We start from the raw sequence: 24,757 nt of genomic DNA, 5'->3' as shown, positions 1-24,757 counted from the left end.
CGTCACCCTCTGCGCAATTCTCACCTGGCTACGCCGATTGGGAGACACGCCCTAGTCGGGAGCGGCTGGCGGGAGACGACCCGTGGTCCAATCGGGGTCTCCCAACCCCCTTACCCAACATAGTTAAAGCCCCTACATAATGTCGCTGAGCAATTCGTGGCAAACCGGTGCGCAGCAACTCGATTCTGCCACACGACAGAACTTCGCGAATGATCCTCGTAATCTGCAGGCCGTCGACGGCCCTGCGAATCAACAGAAGAGTGACGGCGACGCCGCAACCTGGCTGCCGAGCAACAAGTCGTACCGGTGTACCTACGTCTCCCGGCAAGTCGAGGTCAAAGCCGCCTACGGGCTCTGGGTCACCCCGCCGGAACAAGACGCCATCGCCCGCGTGCTGGGGGAATGCGGCGCCAGCACACCGATCGCGGAACCCGTCCCGTCCATTGAGCCTGCACCGGCGGCGCCGGAACCGGTGGCTCCCGCGCCAGGTCCGGTCGATGACGCACCGCCTGCGAGCGTGACCTATGCGAACTGCGCCGCAGTTCGCGCCGCCGGAGCAGCACCCATCCGAGTCGGACAACCCGGATTCAGCACCAAGTTCGACGGCGACGGAGACGGCGTCGGCTGCGAACAGCCGCCAAGTCAGGAAGGTGGGGTTCGGTGACGCCGAGCTGAGACACTTCTCCGATGACGACACCGAACCCCGGCTGGTATCCCGACCCCGACCCGTCCAACGCTGGCGGTCAACGATTCTGGGACGGCCGCCAGTGGACCGATCGCTCCGCCCCGGGTGTACCTCGCCCAACAACAGAGCCGACGACCCCTTCGCCTGGGTCGTCACCGGGGCCAGGCGGCAACCACGGACTCAAAATCGGTCTGTCGATCGCGGCAGTGCTGATTCTGGCGGTCGGCATCGGATCGGCATTCGGCTCGGACGAGGAGGAGGCCGACCCTGATCAGGCTTCGGCTACGTCGTCGGAGTTGCCGGCCGCCACGACAACACCCGCACCGGCTGTTGTCCCCTCTGTTGCACCGCGCACACCGGTGCGCCCCGCTCCGACGACCGCTGCGGCGACGCCGGCGGCCGGCTGCCTCGACGCCCCGGGCGACGTCCTCGCGGCAATCAACGCATCGCTCGAATCGAGCGGGTACGAACTCGGATCGCCCGCGGCATACGACGACGGCGACACCCTCTATATCGCCGGTGAGATCGTCGAGCTGCAGGACGGCGGGATCCGCTCACGCGACGACGTGTTCGCCCAACAAGGACCCATCTTGACTCCGGTGACGGTCACAGCGCGCAACGAATCCACTCTGCTCGACCTGCACGACGAGTTGGACCTCGACTTTTCGGACCCGGGATCGCAGGCTGCAGCAGACTGCGCTCGGACCTACTGACCGCGGTCCTCAGTGCACTGGCGGTACTGAACCAGAGCACTCGACCCGAGAACCCGCACTCTGCCTCCCCGGGCGGAGTGCGGGTTCTCGCTTTCTTCGGCGCGCGGGCACACCCGCTCTACAAGCGTCGGCGGAGCCGACCTCGAAGCGACATCGACGCGATCAGACACCCCCGCCGTCGTCACAGAGCCGTCCGAGCAGGAGAAACGCCATGACTGTCACCCTCACCACGATCGACCGCGCAGCACTGACCTTGCTGGTCCTCCCCGCACGAACACTTCCAGCCGACAACCTGTGGCAGGCCTACCCCATCGATCTCGGAGAATCCGCTGCAGAGATCGGCGACGCACTCCATGCCGTGGCCTGGCTCAACGACATCACGCGAGACGAGCTCGCCATCGTGGGAGTCGAGTTCGCGGATCCGGAGCAGCACAACACCACCGTCACGTTGAGCGGCACCGACCTGGACGCCATGTCCTGGGCGCTCGGCGACGGCGGCATGTCGCTGGAAAGTACAGCCGGCGTGCTCGCACAGCTCGAGCGCCTCGTCTCGGTCGCCGTACCTGTGTACGCCTGAATGTGGTGTGAGCGAACTCGACCAGATCGCACACTGACGTTCACGGAGCACAACGAACCCGATCGAGAGACCACGTTCAACGCAAGAACCCGCACTCTGCCCCCGGCAGAGTGCGGGTTCTGTTTTTCGCACACAGTCCGGATATCCGCCGAACGCAGCGGCCGCACTGGTGACAGCTGACAAGCACCGCCTTGTCGGCGGCAAACTCGGTCGCGCCGTTGTATTTCCGTGCAACAGCCGGTGCTACGGATATACAGCGGATATCCAGCGGCTTGCGCCGTTGTGCGGCGTCGCAATGTACGCACAGTGGACGTAGAGCGGATTCATTACGGATATACACCGGCTACGGCACGGCAGCACGAATCGCGGCTGCCCACGAGGGCGGTGCATCTGGCCGCACCGGAGCCAGTACTACCGCGGTATGGCCGCCGCTGAGTAACCACCGAAGCAGGTCAGGGCCGATTCTCATGCCGTAGGCCGCTGACCTGGCCGTTCGCCATGCCTGGAATCGCCCCCAACGCCCCCCAACATGCACAAAAATACTGCCGCAAGATAGTCGAGACGGACTTATCGGCAGATATAAGCGGTCGATTTCGGACAATTACCCAATACCGAAAAGCAGTACATGTTCTCGCCATCGATGTGATTGTTCGGACTCCAATAAGAGCGGATTAATTTGCCGATTATGACCCATAAAGAGGTATCACTGACGTCTCTGAGCCACGCGAGATAAACCGAGTCGAAGCGGGCAGACGAGATACTCCGCGACACCGATGGAACAGACTTCTCCGGCGCACGTGGGCACCAGATATTCGATGCGATACCGGTGATCTGGCCGGCGGCCCGGGGGCCGCCGTCGTCCGCAGAAATGCGCTGCGGCCGCCACCCACGTGCGCCGGAGAAGCCCGCCTGTGACCGTTCCGTCCGCGGCCTGTGGCCGCAGCCGACCCCCGCAGCCCGATGGCTGCGACAGCCCCGAGAAGCGAGACCGACCCAACCTTGCTGTCGTGCGGCCGGCCGGTGAAGCTGGCAGGCCGCACGGGGTCTCGACGAGTCTGTGGAGCGGCCCTGCCGGGCCGTCAGATCCCACTCGCAGCGACCGTTCGCAGCCCTGATCACGCCACCCGCTGAGGCGGGCGGCCGAACCGTGGACGGCCGCCGACGCTGTGACGTCACCGGGCGGCCGGATCACCCCTCGAAGCCGCCTGCGGCGAGGCTTCGGAGCCCGTCGAGCGGGGCAGTGACACGTCTGGAAGATGCCTGCGGCCGGGCGGCTGCGCGCCCGTGACGGTCTGCCGCGAAGAGCTGCGGCAGGCCTGTGCCCGAGGCGGTTGCCGAGGGCGGCACCGCCGGCGCTCACGCGCGGTCGAGACTCTCCGCCACACCGGGGGAACGACAGGGACGCCGCCGACCCGGCAAGGGTCGAAGTGGCCTTCGGCCACCGAGGCCTGTTCGCGCCGGGACCGCTCCGGTTCCGTGTTCTCGTGGGGCCCTCACCGATGCCATCTACTCTCTCGGGCGCGCTGACGCGCGGGCATCGGACCCACGAGACCACTGCACCTGCGCGGACGGTGGGGACGGCGGCCGAGGCCGCCTGCTGCTCCGAGACAGAGACCCCCCGGGGGACCGCGGCTGACGCCGCGGGCACGGTGTCACCGTGCTGAGACGGACCGCTGGCGCGGCCCGTGTGACCCTGACGCCACCATGGGTGCAGCCCCGCCAGTCGCTGCGCTCCCAGCGGCTCTGAGACCGCCACAAACCCAAAAACGGGGTTTGCGCCGTCTGCGTCAGGCTCCTGGCTCACAGGGCGCAAGGCGTCACCGCTCCATGCTGGGGAAACACGACATCGATACCGTCCTTGCGACCACCCGTTCCGGGCGGCTGTCGCCGGTCTGCGACCGGTCGCAAGGACGGAGATTCTGCTATGTTTCCCCAGATCGCCACGGCCGCAACCTCCCGCCGCTAACGCTCTGGGTCGGTTGCTGTGGCTCCACACTAAAAGGGCATAAGGAGTCGTGACGCACGGCGGGTTCCGTTCGCTTCGCTCACTACACCCTTGTTTGCCCGGCAGAGCCGGGACGACCTCCTCGGCTGGTGCCTCGTCGCCACTCGCTGCGCTCGGGTCCTCATCGCCTTCGGCTCTCTCCTCCGGCCGCTGGCGCGCCCTCCCTCGTTCACCTACGTCGACCCCCTGCGGGGTGCCCTGGGGACGCTGCTGCTTCCGTAGCTGGCGGTGCTCGGCGCTAGCGCGCCTGCGACCCGTTCCGGGGCGGTCACTCGCTCGCTCGTGCCCTGTAGCTGATGCTGCGTCCTGCCGGCCCGTATCGCGCCCCTGGCGCGCGTTGCTGTGATGAGCAGGGCCGGAGTCGGGACCGCTGTGGCCGCCCGCAGCACGAGCGGAGTGACCCGGTCCGCGGCGGCCCGACGCTCCCTGGTCGTCGGATGTTCAGGCACTTCACGGTTTCGATCTCGGTGTCCGAGGCGAACCGAGTGAGCCGCCGTGAGGCTTCACTCCAAGCCCAGCCGGCCCCGTGGACCGGTCCGACGAGTCCCCCGGTCTCGCACTGTGGGGTCGGTTCGACGCGGCGGCGGAGGTCTGTCCCGAGACTGGTCCTTGTGACGTCACGGCGCCGCTCGGACGTCGTTCGGCAGCCCTGAGGAGGGCAGGAAGGTCGCCCTTGATGTCCGGTGTCAGTTCGGTTGCCGGACGAGGATCCGCATCCCCGCTTGGCGCGTCAGCGGGGATGCGAGACAGCCCGGAGATTGGCACTCGGAGGGTGCTGCGGGGAGCCCCTCCCACACCTCGGTACCGTCCCGATGCGGGGTGTCGGCATCAGCCGAACTCACGGTGAGCGTGTCGATATTCCGATGCGCTGGGTCGGATCGGGCGGCCGTTTCTGTCGTCCTTCGGACCCCTGGCAGTTGTAGGCCCTTCATGCCCGCACCAAGGGGGGCGGACGCAGTCGATCGAGGCCGATTATCGGGATTGGCGGCGGGACTCGCCAGCTCCCAGTGCGGTCGCCCCGGACCCGACTCTGGACTGTGGCGGACTCGTGCCTGAAGTTACTCCGAATTATTTATCCGCGACTTGATCTAGCGGTTTGCCAATAGATAGTCGGCGTCTTTATTCGGAATATCGTCACGGGGTTGATAATCGTTGGAAGGAAGAGTAGGCGTGTCCACCTTTGAGGGTGGAGCTTCGGCCCGTAAAGAGGCGCGGTGTCTACCTAGCCAAGAATGGTCCAGAGAGCTCGTCACGATATCGCCAGGTCAGCTGAGAAATAACAAGTCGTTGCTATTCTGCCATGGGCCGGGCTCAGCCGACTTTTTCGTTTCGTTTCGTTACATGTAACGAAACGAAACGTAACGTAACTCCGATTTTTGCCAAGACCGCTGTCGAGCCACCCCGCATTCACGCCAGCCCGTCTGGCGAGGTCCGGGCGCACCGTGCCAGAGCGGCCGAGACGCCGGCAAGCCGAACGCGCGGCCGACGCATACTGTCAATGTGGGCTTTACCGAATGAGTTGCTTTCGACGGTTCCGACCAAGCGGGTCCTGTCGGATGCTTTTGAGGTACATGTCGTCGTCCTCGACAGTCTGTGCCGAGGGCATCTGGGAACCGCATGTCACGTCGAGACGTAGGAAGCCAGGAAAGTCATAATCCTGGGCTGGGCACATCATGGCCGCGGCCAAGAAGCGGCGCTTATCATGCGCGGCAGGTTGTTACGTCGATCAGTGGGCACCGCCCTGGAACGCTGAAGCGCGCGGCTACTGGGTGGGTTGTCGGCGAATGAAGTCGGCCATGCCGGGGACGGTAAAGGCGATGCGGCCGTGTTCTGGTGCCCAGATCAAGCCTTTGCGGAGGGCGGAGTCTCTGACGTCGCTGACCCCGGATGGGGTGGAGCCCATGTGGGCGGCGACCGTTCCCGATCGGGGGGTGTCCTCGCCGGTGTCGGCGATGGCGCGCATGTAGCGGCGTTCTCGTTCGGTGGCGCGATTCCATCGCGAGGGAAAGAATCCGTCGTCGAGGTGCCGGCGACCGACGTCGACGGCGAGTTCGGCATCCTCGAGATCGAATGGGGTGGTTCCGGCGACCGTCCAGATGGCTTTACCGTATTCCTGCAGGAAGTAGGGGTAACCACCGCTGGCGTGAACGAGCAAGTCGAGGGCGTCCTCGGTGAACGCACCGCCGTGGCGCTCGACGGGAATCCGAAGGGCATCCGCTGCAGCGCGTGGGTCCAGAGGGCCGATAGTGCTGTAAAGGAACTGCCGTTCGGCATAGGAGCGGGTGTCGGCCAGAACCGCGGACAGGTTCGGCAGACCTGCGCCGATGATGAAGAACGGCCATTCACGTTGGTTGGCGCGATGCTGGACAGCCAATAGCGCGGAGAGCAGGTCGCGGTCCAGGTCTTGCATTTCATCGATGAAGAGCCCGAAAGCACTGCCTCTGGTGTGGAGGGTGGTGGCGATCGTTTCGACGAGTTCTTCGATGTCGAGTTCGATGTCGCCGCTGGCTGCGGCCCGGCCGCCAGCGCTGATATCGACGTGTGCCGGCCCGATCCCCATTCCGAGGGAAAATCCGCGTGCGATGTCGATGAGGGGATCGATCAGTGCTGCGAGCTTGTGCTTTCGACTGTATCGGCGAAGCCCCACGGTCAACTCCTGGGAGAGCTTGGCCCGCACTGCCGCGACACCGGCGTCGTTGGGTCTGGCTTCGATCCCGATGGTCAACCACCCTTGGCGATCGCCGTGCTCGGCGAGTGTATTGAGCAGGGTTGTCTTTCCCACTCCCCGTAGTCCGGTGAGGATCAGTCCGCGGTCGTAGTTGCGTCGTTTGCTGCGGGCGACGAGAAGGTCGAACGCGTCGATCTGAGGGGCACGGCCTTCGAGGGCAGGAGGGCGGAGCCCCGAGCCAGGCTTGAACGGGTTCAGCTCCAATTCCATATCGAGCACTATAGCTGTATATGGAGTAAGTTCCATATACGCCGATACTATGCGATATGCGGTCAAGCTCGTATGCGAGTGCTGCCACAGCCGCGAGCCGAAGGGGAGACGATGGCACGGTCTACCGAGATCGAGCTCGACAAGCGTTACCTCGATTACTTGATTGCCTTCGTGCTGCGGGCACGTCGGGTGAAGGCGCACTCGATGTATCGCGATCTCGAGATGGTGCAGCGGGTTGGACGGGTGGAGCTTCGAGTGGAGAAGGACCCGGACGGTGTGTGGCTGGTGCAGGACCTCCCGCCGGAGGAAGTGGTCGAGTCGGCGGCGGCTCGGTTGCGGCCACTGATTCTTCAAGACGAAGATGCCCACCACGGCAAGATGCTCAATGCCCTGAAACGTTTCCTCAGGGGAGTGACCCTGCCGGACGTTCCTGGCGGTCCACCCACCGATTCCTCGGCATTCTTGGACGGACTCAAGTCGGAGTGGTCAGAGTTCGATTCGAACGGGCGCACGGCCCAGGCGTATTCGGTCCAGTCCGGTCGCTTTTCGGACGGTCGGACGAGTGACGTGCTAGCCGACAATGTCCTGGCCTTTGCCTGGATCTACGGCGACGTGGTGCACTGTGATGCCGAACGACTGCGGGAAACTGAACAGCACGGGGTGAAGGAACGCTTTCGGGCTGCCGCACCACTGGTGTGTCGCCTCATGGAGATGACCGTCTCCACTCTCCACGTCATCGAGTGGCTGCACCGTCATGGTTTGTTGCCGATGCTGCCCGGTGCTGTCTTCGAGCAGGAAGTCGTCGTGGCCGAGACCCGCTTTAGTCAGAAAGCAGAGGTGTACATGGCTCCGGTCGGCACCACTATGCCGGACTCCCTGATATCTGACGATGGCTTCGCGGATCCTGGACCGCAGTGGCAACGGCTCGACTAGCGGCGGAAGGGCAGTGTCGGTCCGATCAGTGTTGTGAGATGTACAAGGTGTGAGTCGGATGAACAACTGGTTCTTTCGGATCTCCGCCCGACCAGCGCCGTCGGTCGTATCGCACCTTGTCGTATATCTGTGGGTCCTCTCGTTTCGGTAGCCCGTCGTGCGCGTCCGCGGAGCTCCACCACCCGCAATAGCGCCAACGGCCATCTCTGAGGTCTGCAACCACAGGGTGCGCGCTACCCATCGGCGGCACCAGATCCCGGGCATTCCAGAGCTCGACTGAGGTCTGGGTCACCAAATCAGGAATCGATCCAGGTTCGGAATAGTGCCATCTCGATCGCCACAAACCGAACATGCCATTCGCCCTTCTTCTATGCGGGCACCGATCTGCCCAGTGGCACAACCAATACCCGGTAGTCAAAGCGGCCAATGCATCAGGAATCAGCCTGAAGTCTGGGTGACGAGCTCTGCATCGCGCAACCGCTCATGGCAAACACCATGATCGCGGTTGGTGGTAGGCGAGATCAGGTGGGCTCACCTTCGGTCTGGCCTTCTCAGACGGACTTTCGCCGCATTTGGCGCTCGTCGGCATCCCGGTGGCGAGATGACTGCTTGTTGCCGCGCTTTCCGCCGCCGCCGATCGATTGCCAATTCGTCGAAGAAGCATAGCGGCTCGAGCTCACCCGTTCCTTGATCTCTGCAGCCGACGATCGTCGGTAAGTAGTTCGTACACCGTCGCTGTCGCATCCGTCACCGTTGCGAGTATCGACAACGTCGACCAGGGGGAAGGTCTTGGCTTCTGTCACAGCGGTCGGCGATTCGCCGGTCTGGAGCCGAACAGGCACGCCGATGTGCGCAGCTAACTCAAGCAGATTGTCGATAGTCAAGCTTTCGAGGCGCTGTGATATCGCGGCGATCAGCGGGGATTTCAAGTCCGCCACGGTCTTGATCTGCGAGTTGGTTCGATTCACATCGCCATCTACATCTGTGTGGTTCTCACTCATCGAGTTGTCGTCCTCAGTTGGAAGGAGCAGCAGGGATCGTTGACATTTGTACCTGTCTCATCGTGCTGGTGAAGGCCTATTCAGCGGATTCGCGTCACGCTGGTGCCTCTTGCTGCACGGGGCAGATGCGTAAGTCTCCACGGTGTACGCCAAGCGGCAGTCCAATGTCGGATACTGCCATGTCAAGCCTGCACTGGCTCCCTGGAGGACGGCCGTCTAGGCAGCTCCTGCTTATTTGAGATAAAACTAGCGCAAAAATATCCGTATTTTGTACGACACCTGCTAAAGTTGAGGAACTTGCTCGCACAAACTCGGAGAAGAGCCGTCATGACGTCGTACGAAGATCTCAGAAACCACGTTGTCGCAACTCAGGGGCTATACCTGACCACCATGGACGAGCTCAAGCTCGCCCATGGCGCGGCGAAGCTCGGCGTCAATATCCGCGCTGGTATCTCTGACCAGCTCAAAAGCTACGGCTTGGGGCATCTGCCGGCCGAACTACCCTCATATCAGTGGGAAGAGGTTCGCCTGTACCAGCTCGGCACTCCTCTCGGAAATGTCATCCGAGCTGTCATCGAACCGAGCGAACCTGGCGACCAAATTCTCATGCAGGTTGTCGACAGCGACGCTCAGCAGGTACTTGCGCAGATCCGCGAACTCGTCTGCGGATAGTCGTCGCAACCGACCCATCTCGACGCCCGCAGTGCGCAGTCCCGAGCATCGATGAACATCGCTCGAGTCGGGGGGGCTGGTTGCAACAAAGGCCTGATCGGCGCGAAACCTGCGTTGGACACTGCGCGAGCGGGTGGACCCTGCACTTCCGGCGATGCGCAGCACTGAGTAGGCCTGTCAGGCTGGTTCGCCGACTAACTGCTTTACGTTTTGTTTATCATCTTGACGACAGCATCTCGCAAAAGATTTCCGACGCTGTCGTCTTCAAATGGGAGCTGAAGAGGGGAGATTCTCCATTTTTGCTTCTGATTCTCCGTTGAATAAATTTCCCCATCGGTGGATACGACCATGTGATACGTGCGATCCTTGTTGGTGTCGACGTCCGTCTGGTACGAAAGCCCCTGGTAGCTCCTTATAGACCATCCGGTGATTGACTTGTGTGTGCTTTCATTGCGACGGTCGGGACCGCCCTTCCATACCCATGTATACGTCTTGTAAGAACTGGGCCGAACATTCAGACGCTGAGCTGCCTCGATGAACTCTTTGATCTCCGTCTTTTGTTTACGCGTCAATGCGTCTAGCCGCTTTGTCTCAACCGAGTCGTGGTGACTTCTCGCGGCATCCAGCTTGGCCTTTTCCATGGCCTGCACGTGCCTCAGTTTCTGCGCGTCTTCGAAGATGCCCATTTCAAAGCCTCCATCTTAAATAACATATTTTCTGGGATTGTGGCACGTGACGTCACCGGTCGGGTAGTCCCCCGAACGGTGTAACGAGTTCGTCTTAGGTGTCATGGCCTGCGGCTGCGTCGCCGATAAGGAGCCCTTATGTCAAGTTCGGAAGGGCGGCGCGGGGGCCGAATGCGCGATCGCCACTCGTATGGTTTCGACGTCGCGCGTCGTACTCGACAAGTACGAAAATCGAGCTGGCCGGGTTGGAAGTCCAGGCTATTGGGTTCTTCACATGGGGGACAGGTGAATTGCCGCCTCTACGGTTGAATGCTGCGGCCGGTGGCTCATTGTGAGGCGCGGAAGACCTGCCGTTGCAGAAGCTGATCGACGTGTCCGGCGAGTCGGCGGGGTATGTCCCCTCCCCGCACGAGCAATCCCGTCTCGAGGTTGTCACCTGCTGCGCGCCGGGTGATGTTGGCGCTGGTGATCAGGGCGATGGTTCGGTCGATGACAACCACCTTCGCGTGCAGGGCCGCCCCCGATGCGGGTCGCTGGTCCGCAGGCCAGCGCAACCGGTTGACTACGAGACCGGACAGGGCGGTAGCTGGTGCGCCCGAAAAGCTGTGATTGTCGCCGGGGTCCTCGGCCAGGACGGTCAAGGTAACCCCCCGTGCACTCGCCGTGGCCAGCGCAGTTCTCAGTTGGTCGTGCATATGCAGGGCATAGGTGATGAGCAGGATTTCCTGCGTCGCTTCGCCGATCAGTTGAAGCAGTATCTGCTCGGTGCGGCGCGCGTGGATCGCGGTGGTTGTGGGGCCACTGACGACGAGTTCGAGATGAGGGTTGCGCCGGGCATCCTGGTGGGCGTGGGACGCGGCGGCGACGGCTGCTCCGACGGTGATGCCGGCTGGTCCGGGCTGCTGCGACCATGTTTGGAGTAGACGTTGCACGCTCTGCCCGAACGCGGGCGTCGGTATCAGGCTGGGCAGGTGCTGGGCCTGGCTGGCGTGCTCGAGAGGGGCGAGGGCAGCGGCGAGCCGTTCGGCATGTGCTGGTTGCAGGCCGCGTCCGACACTGGCGGCGGTTTCGAGGAGACGCCGAGAAGGAAGTTCCGCATTCACGAGGTCAGGGAGTTCCGATAGTGAAGTACCCGTCGAGGGCCAGTTGCTGCTCGTTCGGGTCGACGGGCACGATCAACCGGCGGTCGAGGAATCGGTTGCCTCGCTCGCAGGTGGTCTCGGACGCGAACAAACATGCGTGGCAGGCTGCTCCGTGCAGGGTGTCCTCGGTGATCAGCGGTGCGTGCTCGGCGCACAGGGGGTCGGACGAACAGCGGCGGGCGTTGGCGAACGCGGCCCGCAGCAGTCGGTCCATTTGAGTGGGGTCTGCGAGGCGGACGAGACCGCCCAGGGTTCCTTCGCTGTCGCTGGCGGCTGTGTAGAGCAGGATGCCTGTCTCGCCGCGTTCGGTGTTGGCGTAGATCCGCTCGGTGATGCTGGCCGAGGAGTATCCGCACTCCAGCGCGATTTCACGGACCAGCAGATGAGACAGGGTATGTAGTAGTAGGTAACGATCTCCTGGCCAGTGATCCTCGGGAACGCCGTCCAGCTGCCGATTGTTGCGCCACCGAGTATGCGCCGTGCGCAGCCGGTTCAGATGTGAGCTGCTTTCCGCTGCCTTCTCCCACGCCTCGATCACCGTGCGCTGTAGTACCAGGAAGATGCCTTCACCGTGAGTGGTGGATGCTGGTACCCAATCCAATTCGGCTCGGCTCAACGGCGCGCGTTGACTGCTGTCGGGCTCACCCCAGTCCGGGGCGTCGACCCGGGTGAACCCGACCATGGCTTTGGTCTCTCGGAGTCGACTCATCTGCACGACCTTCGACACCAGCCCCGTCCACGCATGCGGCGTGGGCACCACATCGGCGGTGAAGTCGGAATCGCGTCGGGCTTTGGTGGGGTCGGTGAGCGCTTCGTATTCCCGGGCGGTCAGATCGACGGGTTCGGCCGGCACGTCCGCCTCACGTTGTTGGCGTGCCTGAATTTCTGCCCAGATCGCCGCGGGGTCGTGTATTCGCAGCGGTGAGAGCTCGGGGATCGTAGTCAAAGCAAAGGTCAAGATTTCGAGTCCGGTGACCTTGGACAAAGGTGCCCAGTGCTTTTCGATCAGGGCAGCCAGTTCGGTGCCCAGCGCCGGAATGTAGAGCGCTTTCGCCAGAAGACTGAACCATTGATTGCTGGCCCCTAGGACCATGGCGCGGACCGGAGCGATACATCCTTTGGGGTCGAACCAACCGAGGTGGGGGTGGCGGGCGCGGCATCCGGGCAGGGCGATGCTGCCCTCCGTCCGGTGGTGTTTCAGGGCGTCACGCATGGTGCGTTTCGCGCCGCACGAGCATCGAATACTGATCTGTGAACCGTAGTTCCCGCCTGGGTCGAGCATCGTCAGTCGACCCTCGCGGCCTTTGCTGCACGCGCCGGCGTAATGGACGTATTCGACGTACGGGAATTCGTCGAGGTGTCCGCCGGTGCAGGCGGTGACGAATCGCGCCGGAACAACGGTCGGTTGTAGGGACTTCTTGCTGCCGGGTGCTGTCGAACGGCAGTCGTGGACGAAGCGAGCTTCGTCGGGGCGGAATTTGTTCTTGTTTTCGAACCGGAACGGGCCGGTGCCTTCGGCGTTGATGCCGGCCAGTAATCGGCAGCTGGTGCAGCGCATCCAGCGCGGGAACGGGCTGACGGGAACCCCCACCCGGTTCGCCTCGGTGTCGTCCTGGTCGGTGCTGTCTTCTCGGTGCGGGGTGGCGCGTAGTTGGCGTACGTGCGGGCCGAGGATTTGCCGGACACGTTGGAGCAGGCGTGGTTCGGTGAGCTCGAAGTCGGTGGCTTGGCGGTAGTCCCAGTAGTCCAAGCCTTGGACCACGACCGACAGATGCGGTAGGTCGACGACGGAGCCGACACCGTCGGAATACAACAGGGCGTTGGGGCGTTGGCTACCCACTCGGCGGAGGTACTTGTCGGTGGGGGGATTGGCGGGCGCGGCGTTCATCGGTCGGGTTCTCCCTCTGTCGCCGGAACCGGCTCCGCGGAGATCAATCCCGCTTCGTCGGCCTCTTCTGTGTCGTCTTCGTCTTCGTCGTTGCTAGGGCCGGGTGCGTTGCCGAATATCCAACCGGGTCGTTCTGCAATCTCGGGTGCGGCCAGGGTGATCAGCATGTTCGTCTCGGGTTCGACCTCGCGCAGCGACCATCCTGCCGACCAGGTACCCCAGCGGCCGACCCCGGAATCGAGAAGCGGGTCGAGGCCCTTCTTATCGCTTGTGTAGGACAGGGCACCGACTTCGAGGCCTTTGCGTCGACGATCCCAGTCGTCCAGCAAGGCGCGACACATCGATTCGACCTCTGCCACTTTGGTGGCATCGCCGAGCACGTCGCCAGCTCGTTCCGCGATCCATTCGACGGCGGCGTCGACGTCGGTGTCGGTGACCGGCACTGCCTGGGCTCCCGGTTCGCTCTCCCAGTCGTCGCGGGCGTGGCGCAGTGCGGCGACGAGTACCGCGGCCAGCCCACGGTCGAGGGCTCGGTCGGCGAAAGGCGTGACCGAGAGCGGTTCCACACGGGCATAGAAGGTTTCGTGGAAGTGGGTGAAGGTTTCCAGGTGCCCTAGGTCTCGGGGCCGGGCCCAGTTGAACAGTGTCACCACCAGGCCTGGTCTTGTGGCGTCTCGCCCGACTCGTGAGGATGCCTGAATGTACTCGGCACTGTTCTTCGGTTGCCCGGTCACGACCATCAACCCGAGCCTCGATACATCCACTCCGACTTGCAACATGCTGGTGGCGAGCAGCATGTCGATGGGTTTGTCCTCCCAGTCGTGCAGCGGAAGGGCATCGAGCGCAGCGCGGGCGGCCCTTGCGGCGGCCGTCTTTCCACCGCCATCGCGCGAGTCCTTTCGGAGCTTCGATACGGTGGCTTTTGCTGCGCTGGAATCGATATCGGGATCGAACGGATTAGCCAGTGCACTGAGCGCTTTGCCGATGTCTTGGCTGTTGATGCGTGCGGTGAGTTCGCGTATTTCCATGTTTCGGCGATCCCGCAGACCGCGCCGAGCCTGTTGCTGCAGCCGGGTGGCGATGTCATCGTCGACCAATCGGCGCATTCCGGCTAGTTCCGTGGTGGAGGAGAAGTAATCGACCAGGGTCATGTAGGGGTCGGCGGCGCGGCCGTGCTCGTCGAACAGCAGCTGGGCGGCCGCCAGTAGCAGTTGCGCGACTCTGATTTGGACTTGCTTGAGGCGTTGACCGTGTGCGCAGACTCCGAGGTATCGGCGGCCGGGATGATCCTCATCAACCGGAATCTGGGTAGAGAAGAAGGTTTCCCCGGCATCGAGGACCGGGGCCGGGAAGATCGCCAGATCCCGATTGAACAGTCCGTGCACCTGTTCCTTGGCTCGACGTACCGTCGCGGTCGAGGCCACGACCTTGGGGCGGATAGTGGTCCCATTGACCGACCATGCGCCGAGGCGGTCCACTGCGGTCTCGTACAGCCCGACCATGGTGCCCAGTGCTCCTGAAATCAGGTGCAGCTCATCTTGAATGATTAGGTCCGGGGGCCGCAATGGCCCGCAGGCCTGCGGTTTGGTCCCGGGACGGGTGCCGCGCTTGGGGTGGCCCCCGTCTTTGCAGTCCGTTTTCGGAGTCAGATCCGGGTGCCGGTACCCGTGGCGTTCACACCAGGACGACGTCCGACCGAACAGCAAACCGGTCTGTCCGCGCAACGGGAGCTGCGCGAATTTGTCGACGGTTCCGATCACCAAACTTGGTGCGAGCCGAAAGACCTCTTCGTCGACCGTCACGACGGGCAGCCCCTCGCCCCAGGAATGCGATTGCTTGCGGGAGAACGCGCACAGTCCGTCGGGGTCACCGCACCACACCAACACCCGGCGGCGGGAGTCGTCGCACTCTGCGTCCTGCCCAGGCTCGATGGCTCGCCCGCACCATGGGCAGGCCAGAACCTGGATTGGATTCGAGGCCCCGGCACCGGCATATCGGTTGCGCATGGCTTCGAGCGCTGATTTCGCCTGGTCGTACCAGTTAGGGGTGACCTTGGATCCGACCCAGAGCCCGATCCGGAACGGTTCTTCTCCCCACGGGTTGACCGGCCCGCCGACGCGTTGCACCTCGACGGCGGTGCGGCGCAGGTGCTCGGCGGCGCAGATGAGGGTCGCGGCGCGCTGGAACTGTTGGGCGGTGAGAAGCCGCAGCGTGTAGCGCATGAGGACTGCCACGCCTGCTCGTCCATCGCGCGCGTCGTCGCCGTCGCCAATAACACCCTGGAGCCGGCGTATCGCGAGTGTGAACGCAGTGAGACCGAGATAGGCTTCGGTTTTTCCGCCGCCTGTGGGGAAGAACAGCAGATCCGCCAAACCAGGCCCGTTCGCTGCGCCGGCCAAGGCGCGGTCCAGATGCTCTGGATCGGTCAACGACGGGAGATTGAGCAGTACGAATGCCAGCTGGAACGGTCGCCACGACCGCCTCCGGGGCTCGTCGACCAGAGCTGATGCGGCGGCGAGCGTAAGGGCGGAGTTCTTGGCGCGTTCGGTAGCAATTTCGGTGTGCTCACGCTGCATGGCCATCGTCAAGTTCGTGAATTGCCATGCCTGCCAGGCGATGTCGTTGTCTTCGAGCAGGTCGATCCCAGCCGCGATCCGTCGTGCCGCGGTCCGTGCCGCGGTGAGATGACTGCGAGCTGCAACGTCATGCCCGGCCAACGTTTGGTCCGTCGTCAGGCGCGCGTCCTGCTGGTCCAACCAATTCAGATATCCGTCGGCCAGCGGGCGCAGAGCCGCTAGAACCTGTGCGCGGGGCGCGGTCGCCAAGGTCCGCATGTCGACCTCGAGACCTGCGAGCTGCGGTACCTGAGCGGGGATCGGGGCGACGGTCTGCTCTACCTCATACGCGGGCATGTTGGTGGTGGCAACTTGCCATGCGCAGTGCTCGTCGGCGCGCCGAGCCACGTCGACTCCGGCGTTGCGGCCGACCGCGAATTGCCGGGCGTGGCGATACAGCATCGTCAAGCCCTGCAGCTCCAGATCCGCTACCGGCGCGGTGTCGTCGGCGACGACGTGTGAAGGATCGTTGTGTGGCAGGAACACCGCCCCTGCTCCGTCGAGAGCAGTCACCTGTACGCGGACCTGGAAAATTTTCGCAGCGTCCTTACGGTCTGGTAACTCCGGTTGAGCGTTGACGATCGCCACATCAACGACCCGGCACGCAGTTTGTAGCCGGCAATGGGCACGCACCAGCACTCCAGGCTGATTCCGATCAGGGATCTCGGTCGATTCGGCTGCAGTGACGTCCAGATCGAATGCGCCCCCTGCGGCCTCGCGTCGCCACACGAGCCGGGGTACCCCGCCGTCGGTGACGTCGCCGGCGGACTCACCTTGTACGTATCGCCCCCACGAGGCGGTGATACGCACCGATGTGGCGTCCACCGGCAGGCTGAAAGACAGACCCAGTGAGGCCGGGGCCATTGACCCCGCTGCTGCGGCCGCGGTGACTTCGGCTGCTCCCTCTCCGGAGCCGTCGTCGCTGGCCGTGTCATCGGTGGTCTCCGCGTCCAGCGACACACGCGCCGGCGACAGGACTCCGAGGATGTACCGCTCTGACGGGATGGTGCCGGCGGGTAGCTCCTCCATCTCGCCTGCCCACGGGCCGAGCAGATCCCGTACCAGAAACCGTTCGAGTTCGGCGCGGACCTGACGCGAGGTCCATTCATCCGACTCAGATGATTCCAGTGTCGTCTTGTCGGTGTGAGCCTGCCCAGTGGGCGTGGCCTCGATGTTCATACGTCCTCATCAGTGTCGAACAATGCGTTCTCCGCGGGTTTCGGTGTGGCTTTGATACGGCCCTTGCTGCGGAGGGGCGACATGGTCAAAGCAGCTCTCTCTTCGGCATAGCGGGTTTGGTTGAGTTCCAATAACCGATCAACCAGCTCCAGCCGCGCCGCCGGTGACGCGGACCAACGGACGCCTTGGCGGGTGTCGTAATGGTCGTGGTCCAAGGGCAGATCATCCCACCCGTAAGCAGTGAGCACAGCTTCGTCAATGTTCACATGCAGTGCACGTAGGTGGGTAACCTCGATATCAGCAACGGCAGGGTCGTGAATGAGGTTGTAGGTGTCAGTCAACCCGAGCTGGCGTTCTGACATGAACTTACGACGGTCACGATCAAACGCTTCGCCAACAGCGCGCATTCGATCGGTAGAGGTGGGACGCGGCAGAGTCTCGAAGACATCGGACGGGGTGTAATTGATTCGGGATTCGAGTGTTGATGAATACTTGATTGCCCACCAGTAGTGCGGTGCACTCGACAGCAGCGCGAGGTCTGCCATGTCTTCCGTCGCAAAGATTGCTAGTCTGTGCGCGAATACTTGGCCAGTCGGTATCCGTACGGGCATGACGACTTTGCTCACCAGCGTAATTGCGAGAACGTGCGACATGCCCTCGATCGCTTTGTAAAGACCCGGGGCGTGTTCGGCATAACGCCACCAATAACGCTTGCGGCTTTCTCGATTGTTTTGGTCCCGAACTGGTTTCACCAATTCGCGAACAATCTCGTAACAGTCGGGATATTGTCTGGCTTGTTCCTCTGTCCAACCAAAAAAGTTTATGGCCCAGCGGCTTCCGCTTGTATCTGGTCTTGTATTCAAGTCTTCGCCGTTTATATAGGGAAAGAGCACATCCGTACTGCGTTGATCGCTTCGGATCAGTTCTTGTGCCGCGTCATGGCTCATGGTGAACCCTAAGCCGTCGACCTTAGAACCGGAGAACGCAAGTCCACGGTTCGCGGTCAAACGGAAAGGATTGCCAGTAGCGCGGCCGAGGGGATCGAGGCTTGGTGTAATCCCCTGTGTAAGTAAACCATCCGCGTTCGCGCGAACGCCACTGGTTCGACCGCGACGGGACGCCCAGACGACACTATATTGAAGATTTGCACCCTTGGTCGGCCACTTCTCGCTCTTGACCGCGGCATACACATCCCAATCGTCAGCAGCGATCTGGTCGAGGCCGATCTCGCGAGTGTCGCCCTGCGCGACAGTATTGGTGGCGATGAGGCCGAAGCTTCCCGAAGCATTGCATAAATAGGTCGCCGTCAAGAACATATACGCAATCAGATCGGCGTTCCCTCGGACGCCACGTCCGACGGCGCGGACCAAATGTTCTCTGTATGGCGCACCAAAGGCACCCGTCAGCTTTGATCCGCCGAGAAAAGGTGGATTGCCGACGACGGCGTCGAACCCTGTCTGCGGTGAGGTGAACACTTCGGGAAAAAGCAGCGGAAAATGCGCTGGACGACGGACTTGACCGCCCTCCTCCGTCAGGGAAAATCGAGCTTCTTCCTCGAATCTTGTCCATGCTGTGCCACTGCCAGAGCTGCTTGTGGCGAGCCCAAAACCAGCGGCGACCGAGCCGTAATTTCCCGGTGCCCCACCGGATAAGCTTGCACCGGACAGTGCGTCCGCCAGCACGGCAAACCGCCGTGTCAACTCCCCAGATTCAACGAGAAGACGGGTTTTGTGCTCAGCGGAATGGCTGTCGATGAGTTCGACGTCGGAAATTCTTTGCCTCAGCACGGCTGCTTCCTTAAGCAGACCAGGCACATCGGCGGTGTAGGCAGCGATCTGCTCGTGACTGCGCGCAGCGCGGCCCCCACGAGGGTCGAGATGCATCTCCAAAAGTTGATCAGGGCTCGTCAACCCGAGGAGGCTGTCTCCGACAGCGAGGCGGTCGTCGAGGAACCCGAACGGGCGGTTGCGATCAAGAGTCACTAACCAGAGGGAGAGCTTCGCCATCTCCAGGGCCATCGGGTTGATGTCGACGCCGTAGATGCAATGGTCGAGAATCTGACGGCGGGCATCAATGATCGCCTGCTCGTCGTCCACCTCGACACCTGTCTGTATTGGTTCGTGGATACGTCGGGCGTCGAGGAGTCGGTCGGCGAGATACCGGGTGGCTGCGACGAGGAATGCGCCGCTGCCGGCGGCAATGTCGACGACCTTGACTGCGAGGATCTGCTCCGGTGTTCGAATCTTCCATACGGCCTCGTCCTCGGTGTCGAGCGGTCCTGGTGATTTCACGAGTGGTTCGAGGGTGCGGGCGACGACCTGTTCCGCGAGGGCTCTGGGGGTGTAGACGGCACCAGTGTGTGCACGTAGGTCACTGTCGGTGAGGTAGAGGCTGCCCGGTGAATAGATGACGGGGAGGTCGCGGGGGTCACGGCGTAGCAGACCCGCGAACGGCAAGATAGCGTTGGCTGTGAGCTCGTCCCCACCACACGCTTCCAACACTGCTGTCCATGCGGTGACGGACGCGGCACCGCTAGGTGTGGCAAGAGATTTTTTGATTGCCGCGGAGCTGCGGCTTCCACCTACCTCTTTGATCTCACCCGACAGCCACGCTGCAAAGGTTTCGATGCCCTTCTCGAAATGACCGATCACGGCGGTCAGTGCGATCTCCGGGCCGTCCTTTTCGCCCTTGCTGTCACCGGCGATGCCCAGAATCCAGTCGGGGGCGCGGCGGGCATCCTGATCGAGCAAACCTTCGTAGACGTAGCCGATCTGTTCGACATCGAGCACCCGGAAGGAGACGCGGCGGCGCTCACCGGCGAACCTCAACCATTGCAATGCTTCGAGGGCACGTAGCAGGGTGCGATCGTCGATAGGGAGCGGGTCGCAGTCGTCGAGGCTTGTGTCGGCGTCGCGCCGGCCTTCGAGCCACGGAAACCGGTCGGGGTCGAAGAGACTGCCGCCGTAGCCCGGCAGTGCGAGTTGCTCGTGGCGGGCACCGCGGTGGACCGCCCGGAATGCGCCGAGGAGGCGGTGCCAGGCGGCGCTGGAGCGCTCCAAGGTGTCTTCGCCAACGTCGCTGGCATGCTCTCTCAGCTGCCCCGCGAGGGTGCTGATGGCGTAGCCGTCCGCGTAGGTGTTGTCGTCGACGGGGAGCAGTCCGCGTTCTTCGGCGTAGAGCAGGAATACCAAGCGCATCAAGACGGTGACTGCGCCCTGGTACACCTCGGCCGGTTCGACCGCAGCAGGTAACAGGGTCTCGCCGTGCTGTGTCTTGTGGTTGGCATCGAGTCGTCCAATGCACGCCACCAGCATCTCTACGACCGCCCGGGACTGCTCGGAGAGCCGGGTGGTGATCTCCTCTTGGCGGTCCATGCTGGCGGCGAGCAACGCGGGCAAGGTGTGCTCGTCGGGGACGCCGAAGAATCGAAGCCGGCCTAGAAGCGCTGCGAAGGCCTTGAGAGTGTCCGGTTCGTCGAACCAGGTGTGCCGGGTCCAGGTGGCGGTCGTGGTGGCTCCGCCTTCGGGTGCGCAGACGAGTGTCCATTCGGTGCCGTCGGTGACCAGACCGAGAGGGACCTTGTGTGCTCGCAGCACGTGCGCGAGCCGATCGACCGGGCTCGCCGGCCATTTTTCAGTACCGGTGATGGAGCGAGCGCTCGCACGTACGCCAGGATCGACGACCATTCCCAACAGCAGCGGCTGCAAGGCTGGGTTTTCAGGGTTGCTCACCAAAGCAAGGTCGGGGCGAACTTCGATTCCGAACTCGGCGACTCGGGTATTCAAAGTGGAAGGCACATGGCCGGCACCGAGGTGATTTGCCTTCCATCCTAAGAAGGTGACCAGCACGTGGCGGATGAAGGCGTCGCGGGTACCGGGGCTGGCGTCGAGGGCGCTGCTGGCGTCCCGTAGTGCGGAGACGGCGTCCTTGTCCACTGCCGGTAGCCCACCCGGCCAGACATCCATAGCTACCGGTGCGGCCAGGAATGGGCCGTCGACGGCGAGAAGCTCCAGCCATTCGGTGGGATTCGAGTTGGTTCTGGTGCGTGGGGGGCGACGGCGGGTGGGGGTCATCTGGCCTTCCTCGCGGGAACGAGGTGCACGACAGCTGCAGGGAACCACAGCATTTGCACGGAGGTGTACCGGCGGGCGATCGAGGCGAGTTCGGCGTCTCGTTCAGCGGGTAGAGAGTCCAGGCGTTGGCGCCAGGCTGCACGGTCCGCGGTGAGTTGATTGCGTTCGTCCGGGTCGAGGTCGGCGAAGGACAACTGCTGGCTCTCGTGTTGCTCTGCGAGGGCATTTCGCAACGACTTTTCGAACCCCGAAAGCAATGCGGCCGTGCGGTCGTGCTCGTCCATTTGCCTCTTCGCGAGAGACTTTCCCAGTGACGTTTCTCGTTCCTTGGCGCGGGCTGTGATCGCCGCTTCGAGGTTGCCGGACACTTTCGGCCAACTCTGCGTGAGGTCGTTCTTATTGACGGCGCTGCTGTCGCGTGGGGAGGAGGCCGGGCCGAGGGCTGCATCAAGAAGGTCGGCGAGGGCGGTGACTCCAAGGCGGGAGAATGAGCTCCCGCGGACCCAGCCGCCGGCCGCAAACAATTCCTCGTGCAGTCGTTTTCCATCTGCTCCGACGAGAACGAGACGCGAATACGCCGCCAACATCGGGTCGGTGAGTCGGGGGTCGTCGACAATGAGGCTCGCTGCCCGTTCGAGGTGGCCTGCCCCCCATACTTCGGCGCGAAGCAGCCGGGTGGCCATTGCGACAAGGGGGTGATTGAGATGGGTGAGGACAATATCGTCGCGTTTAGCGGCGATCGATGCGTCGAAGCTGATCGGTCGGGCGCCGTAGTCGCGGTCGACGAGGTCGGCGGTGGTTCGGGCCCACGATCCGGTCAGCGGCGGTACTCGCCACACTGTCCGGCCGGCCTGTTCGTCGAGGTGTGGTTGTAGTGCGGATTGGCGGCCCAGTTCGAGACCGACTCGGACGACGCGTTCGACATCGGCAGGGGTGCTGTGCAATTCGTGCGCCGATTCGGCCAAGGTGGCACGCAGCCGGTCGGCCTCGGCGCGCAGGGTTCGCTCCACCTTCAGGGCGTCGCGGGTGGCAGACTTCGGTTGGACCGCCTCGATATTGAAGGCACGGTCGGAGCCTCCGAGCATGCGTCGCTCTACAGCTGCGGCCAACACCGGATTGACGCTGCCGAGGTCTTCGCGCATGGTTGCGACCTTTACCGCGACTCGGGTAAGGAAGTCGAGGTCTGCCTCTGCGCTTTCGGGTGGTGCGCTCTTCCAGTGCGATCCGACGAAGTGGCGGATCTCGGGTCGGTGGGTTTGTCCGTACCTGTCGATGCGGCCGGCGCGTTGTTCCAGCCGGTTGGGATTGAACGGGATGTCGTAATTGATCAATCGGTGGCAGTGAGCCTGGAGGTCGATGCCCTCGCTTGCTGTGTCGGTTGCCAACACGATACGTACCGGATGCATGCGTGGTGGCTTTTGGAAGTCGCCCTTGATGCGTTCGCGTTCGTCTTCGTCCATGCCGCCGTGAAGCAGCTCAAGGCGTCCTGCGGCGGCGAGGTCGTAGGTTGCGAGCAGATCAGCGAGCCAGCGTTGGGTGTCGCGGTACTCGGTGAAGATGACGACGCGTTCGTCGTTCCATTGCCCGTCTGTTTTGCATACTTGGTCGAGGTACGTAAGCAACGCCTTCGCCTTTGCGTCGCTGTCGAGTCCGTGTTCGCCCACCCATGCTTCGAGCTTGCCGAGCAACTCACGCTCAGCGGGGCCTGGTTTGCCGGCGGCGGTGGTCGCGGCATCGGCCGCGGCGTCCTCCGCCTCGTTCAGCGCGTCGTCGTTGGACCATTCGCCGTACACCAACTCCGCTTGCCGATCGCCGACCCACTCGGTGTCGATGTCCGCTGCCTCAGATGTACGTGTGACTGAGTTCAGGTGGAGCGTCATTGTGCGGGTGAACGCTGCGGGACTGGAGAACAACCGCTTCTTCAGTAGTAACGTCACTAAATCGGCTGCTTGACCTGCACCTTGCAATTGTTGCTTCGCGAGTCGTGTACGGCGAGCTGTGGTGTACTCCCGCAGCACGGAGTGGACGTCCCGTTCATGTGGCGGGTAGTCGACTGTTATTTCCTCCACCAACCGCTCTGGGTACAATGCGGTTCCGTCGGGTTTGGTCAGTTCGGATTTCAAGCGTCTGATGAGAACTTGTTTAAGGGCCGCCGGGTCCGGCGGCACACCTCGGGCGAACCGCTGCGGGTCCAGCATAGCCAGGAGAGCGGTCCACGACTCGGCGTATCCGTTGTGCGGGGTCGCGGTCAGGAACAATCGGTTCTCGCTGTGCGTCGAGAGACGCGATATTGCTCGTGTCTGCTGGCTGTCGACGGCGTACTTCCCTTTGCCAGGAGGCGCGCAGTGGTGCGCTTCGTCAACTACGAGCAAGTCGATTGCTCGCGGACGGGCGGGGCCGTCATCACCCAAAACTTCTTCGAGAAGACGCTGACACCGAGCACCGCGCAGCCACGACAGGCTGACGATCGTCAAAGGGTGTACCCGAAAAGGGTTGGCGTGCAGACCACGTTCGCGGCGGACCCTACGCACCTCAGCCGTGTCCACGATGTGAAAGCCCAACCCAAAACGGGCCGCCATCTCCTCATGCCACTTCACCGTCAACGGTGCCGGACAGACGATCATCACACGGCGGGCGCGCTGACGCAGCAGTAATTCCTGAACTACCAACCCAGCTTCGATCGTCTTACCGAGGCCAACGTCATCGGCGACAAGTAGATTTACCCGAGGCATCGTCAACGCGCGTGTCACGGGTTCGAGCTGGTAGTCCTCGATCGCAATGCCAGCACGAAAGGGTGCTTGCAGCACCGTCGTTTCCGCATTCGTCACTGCGCCCCAACGAAGTGCATCCAGAAACGCACCCAACGTCGCCGGGTCGTCGAACTTCCCGCGCGTGAGATCGGGGAGAGTGGCGGCGTCGAGAACTTTACGTCCAGCCTCTAGTTCCCACAGCACCCGAAGTTCGTCTCCCAGCCCGTCGTCTTCCACGCTGGACAGGGTGACGAGGGTTTGCCCCTCGCCGACGGTGGTCGACTTGACGTCGAAAGGTAGCGCCGTAGGAGCTACGTCGGTGACCACCCAATGACGGCTCCGCACCCGCACTAGTTGACCAAGGACGGGTAGCTTGTTCGAGCTCAGCATGGTGCTCACGACGCCACTCGCCTTCGGTTGTTCTATTACTTAGTCCGTTGAAACATATATGAAGCCGTGGCCCGCGCCGTGGCTCTTTGCTATGTGAGTCACTCTTGTCTTCAACGACGTCTTCCACTGGTTCTTCGAATCTCTTCCAGACCAGCGTCAACGGTCGTAACGCACCAGTGGTAGATCTGCGGGTCACCCGTTTCGGTAACTCACCGGTGCATCTCCGAAATTTTCTCAGCCGCCGCAATAGTTGCGACGACCCACCCTGAGCTCCGCGACCCTAGGGTGTGTGGCAACCCATCGAAGACGCTAGATTCCGGGTATGTATTAGCCTGAGCGAAGTCTCAGCCGCCAGATCGGGATTGAGCCGAGCTAGCGGTAGCGCCCTACCGAACGCCACAGTGCGCGCCGCGTCAGAAAGCAGGCCGGGATCCTGCACCAGCGTGTATTCGCTGGGATAGGGGTGGCCGAGCTCCGGTTCCTGGATTGTGGCTGCACAGCTCAATTTTG

At 62.9% G+C, this 24,757-nt stretch carries 12 protein-coding genes and 1 pseudogene; 5 read left to right on the top strand and 8 right to left on the bottom strand.

Annotated elements, in window-relative coordinates; translation table 11 throughout:
- Nucleotides 1-133 precede the first annotated feature (133 nt).
- The 3 genes and pseudogenes from QM615_RS22020 to QM615_RS22010 all read left to right on the top strand — a co-directional run.
- Nucleotides 134-664, top strand: a pseudogene (locus tag QM615_RS22020) (excalibur calcium-binding domain-containing protein); the annotation flags it as partial.
- Between the two features lie 23 nt (nt 665-687).
- Entirely contained in the window at nt 688-1,398 is a 711-nt protein-coding gene (locus QM615_RS22015) for a DUF2510 domain-containing protein (protein ID WP_283347926.1), read from the top strand.
- Between the two features lie 211 nt (nt 1,399-1,609).
- Entirely contained in the window at nt 1,610-1,975 is a 366-nt protein-coding gene (locus tag QM615_RS22010) for a hypothetical protein (protein WP_283347925.1), read from the top strand.
- A 3,767-nt stretch (nt 1,976-5,742) separates the two neighbouring features.
- Here the strand turns inward: QM615_RS22010 and QM615_RS22005 are convergent.
- Nucleotides 5,743-6,918, bottom strand: coding sequence for an ATP-binding protein (locus QM615_RS22005; protein ID WP_283347924.1), 1,176 nt, complete (start codon nt 6,916-6,918; stop codon nt 5,743-5,745).
- Between the two features lie 204 nt (nt 6,919-7,122).
- Here QM615_RS22005 and QM615_RS22000 point away from each other — a divergent pair, with 204 nt between their 5' ends.
- Nucleotides 7,123-7,851: a hypothetical protein gene (locus QM615_RS22000; protein WP_283347923.1), complete on the top strand. Its 729-nt coding sequence runs from the start codon at nt 7,123-7,125 to the stop codon at nt 7,849-7,851.
- Between the two features lie 551 nt (nt 7,852-8,402).
- On the opposite strand, the gene QM615_RS21995 is transcribed toward QM615_RS22000, so the two are convergent.
- Nucleotides 8,403-8,852 (bottom strand): hypothetical protein, encoded by a 450-nt coding sequence (locus QM615_RS21995; RefSeq protein WP_283347922.1) that lies wholly within the window; start codon nt 8,850-8,852, stop codon nt 8,403-8,405.
- Between the two features lie 327 nt (nt 8,853-9,179).
- On the opposite strand from QM615_RS21995, the gene QM615_RS21990 reads away from it, so the two are divergent.
- Nucleotides 9,180-9,524 (top strand): hypothetical protein, encoded by a 345-nt coding sequence (locus tag QM615_RS21990; RefSeq protein ID WP_283347921.1) that lies wholly within the window; start codon nt 9,180-9,182, stop codon nt 9,522-9,524.
- A gap of 203 nt (nt 9,525-9,727) precedes the next feature.
- Here QM615_RS21990 and QM615_RS21985 read toward each other — a convergent pair whose 3' ends face one another.
- The 6 genes from QM615_RS21985 to drmD form a co-directional block, all read right to left on the bottom strand.
- Nucleotides 9,728-10,210: a hypothetical protein gene (locus QM615_RS21985; RefSeq protein WP_283347920.1), complete on the bottom strand. Its 483-nt coding sequence runs from the start codon at nt 10,208-10,210 to the stop codon at nt 9,728-9,730.
- A gap of 326 nt (nt 10,211-10,536) precedes the next feature.
- Nucleotides 10,537-11,313, bottom strand: a complete 777-nt coding sequence (gene drmC / locus QM615_RS21980; RefSeq protein WP_283347919.1) for a DISARM system phospholipase D-like protein DrmC — start codon at nt 11,311-11,313, stop codon at nt 10,537-10,539.
- A 4-nt stretch (nt 11,314-11,317) separates the two neighbouring features.
- Nucleotides 11,318-13,240: an MrfA Zn-binding domain-containing protein gene (gene drmB / locus QM615_RS21975; protein WP_283347918.1), complete on the bottom strand. Its 1,923-nt coding sequence runs from the start codon at nt 13,238-13,240 to the stop codon at nt 11,318-11,320.
- Nucleotides 13,237-17,034: a DISARM system helicase DrmA gene (gene drmA / locus QM615_RS21970; protein WP_283347917.1), complete on the bottom strand. Its 3,798-nt coding sequence runs from the start codon at nt 17,032-17,034 to the stop codon at nt 13,237-13,239. The genes drmB and drmA overlap by 4 nt, the downstream gene beginning before the upstream one ends.
- Nucleotides 17,031-21,107, bottom strand: coding sequence for an Eco57I restriction-modification methylase domain-containing protein (locus QM615_RS21965; protein WP_283347916.1), 4,077 nt, complete (start codon nt 21,105-21,107; stop codon nt 17,031-17,033). Before QM615_RS21965 ends, drmA begins: the two co-directional genes overlap by 4 nt.
- The gene (gene drmD / locus QM615_RS21960) at nt 21,104-24,247 is read right to left on the bottom strand and encodes a DISARM system SNF2-like helicase DrmD (RefSeq protein WP_283347928.1); all 3,144 of its coding nucleotides are present in this window, start codon (nt 24,245-24,247) and stop codon (nt 21,104-21,106) included. The genes QM615_RS21965 and drmD overlap by 4 nt, the downstream gene beginning before the upstream one ends.
- Nucleotides 24,248-24,757 lie beyond the last annotated feature (510 nt).

It is taken from the genome of Rhodococcus sp. IEGM 1341, assembly GCF_030056895.1.
Lineage (GTDB): Bacteria > Actinomycetota > Actinomycetes > Mycobacteriales > Mycobacteriaceae > Rhodococcoides.
The sequence above is the reverse complement of the archived record's forward strand: the minus strand, read 5'-3'. Positions and strand labels throughout refer to the sequence as shown.

Excerpts from the sequence above, each read along its gene's own strand:
- QM615_RS22000 (WP_283347923.1), top strand. The coding sequence starts at position 7,123 with ATGTATCGCGATCTCGAGATGGTGCAGCGGGTTGGACGGGTGGAGCTT.
- drmA (WP_283347917.1), bottom strand. The coding sequence starts at position 17,034 with ATGAACATCGAGGCCACGCCCACTGGGCAGGCTCACACCGACAAGACG.
- QM615_RS21990 (WP_283347921.1), top strand. The coding sequence starts at position 9,180 with ATGACGTCGTACGAAGATCTCAGAAACCACGTTGTCGCAACTCAGGGG.
- drmB (WP_283347918.1), bottom strand. The coding sequence starts at position 13,240 with ATGAACGCCGCGCCCGCCAATCCCCCCACCGACAAGTACCTCCGCCGA.
- drmD (WP_283347928.1), bottom strand. The coding sequence starts at position 24,247 with ATGCTGAGCTCGAACAAGCTACCCGTCCTTGGTCAACTAGTGCGGGTG.
- QM615_RS21965 (WP_283347916.1), bottom strand. The coding sequence starts at position 21,107 with ATGACCCCCACCCGCCGTCGCCCCCCACGCACCAGAACCAACTCGAAT.
- QM615_RS21985 (WP_283347920.1), bottom strand. The coding sequence starts at position 10,210 with ATGGGCATCTTCGAAGACGCGCAGAAACTGAGGCACGTGCAGGCCATG.
- QM615_RS21995 (WP_283347922.1), bottom strand. The coding sequence starts at position 8,852 with ATGAGTGAGAACCACACAGATGTAGATGGCGATGTGAATCGAACCAAC.
- QM615_RS22005 (WP_283347924.1), bottom strand. The coding sequence starts at position 6,918 with ATGGAATTGGAGCTGAACCCGTTCAAGCCTGGCTCGGGGCTCCGCCCT.
- QM615_RS22010 (WP_283347925.1), top strand. The coding sequence starts at position 1,610 with ATGACTGTCACCCTCACCACGATCGACCGCGCAGCACTGACCTTGCTG.
- QM615_RS22015 (WP_283347926.1), top strand. The coding sequence starts at position 688 with ATGACGACACCGAACCCCGGCTGGTATCCCGACCCCGACCCGTCCAAC.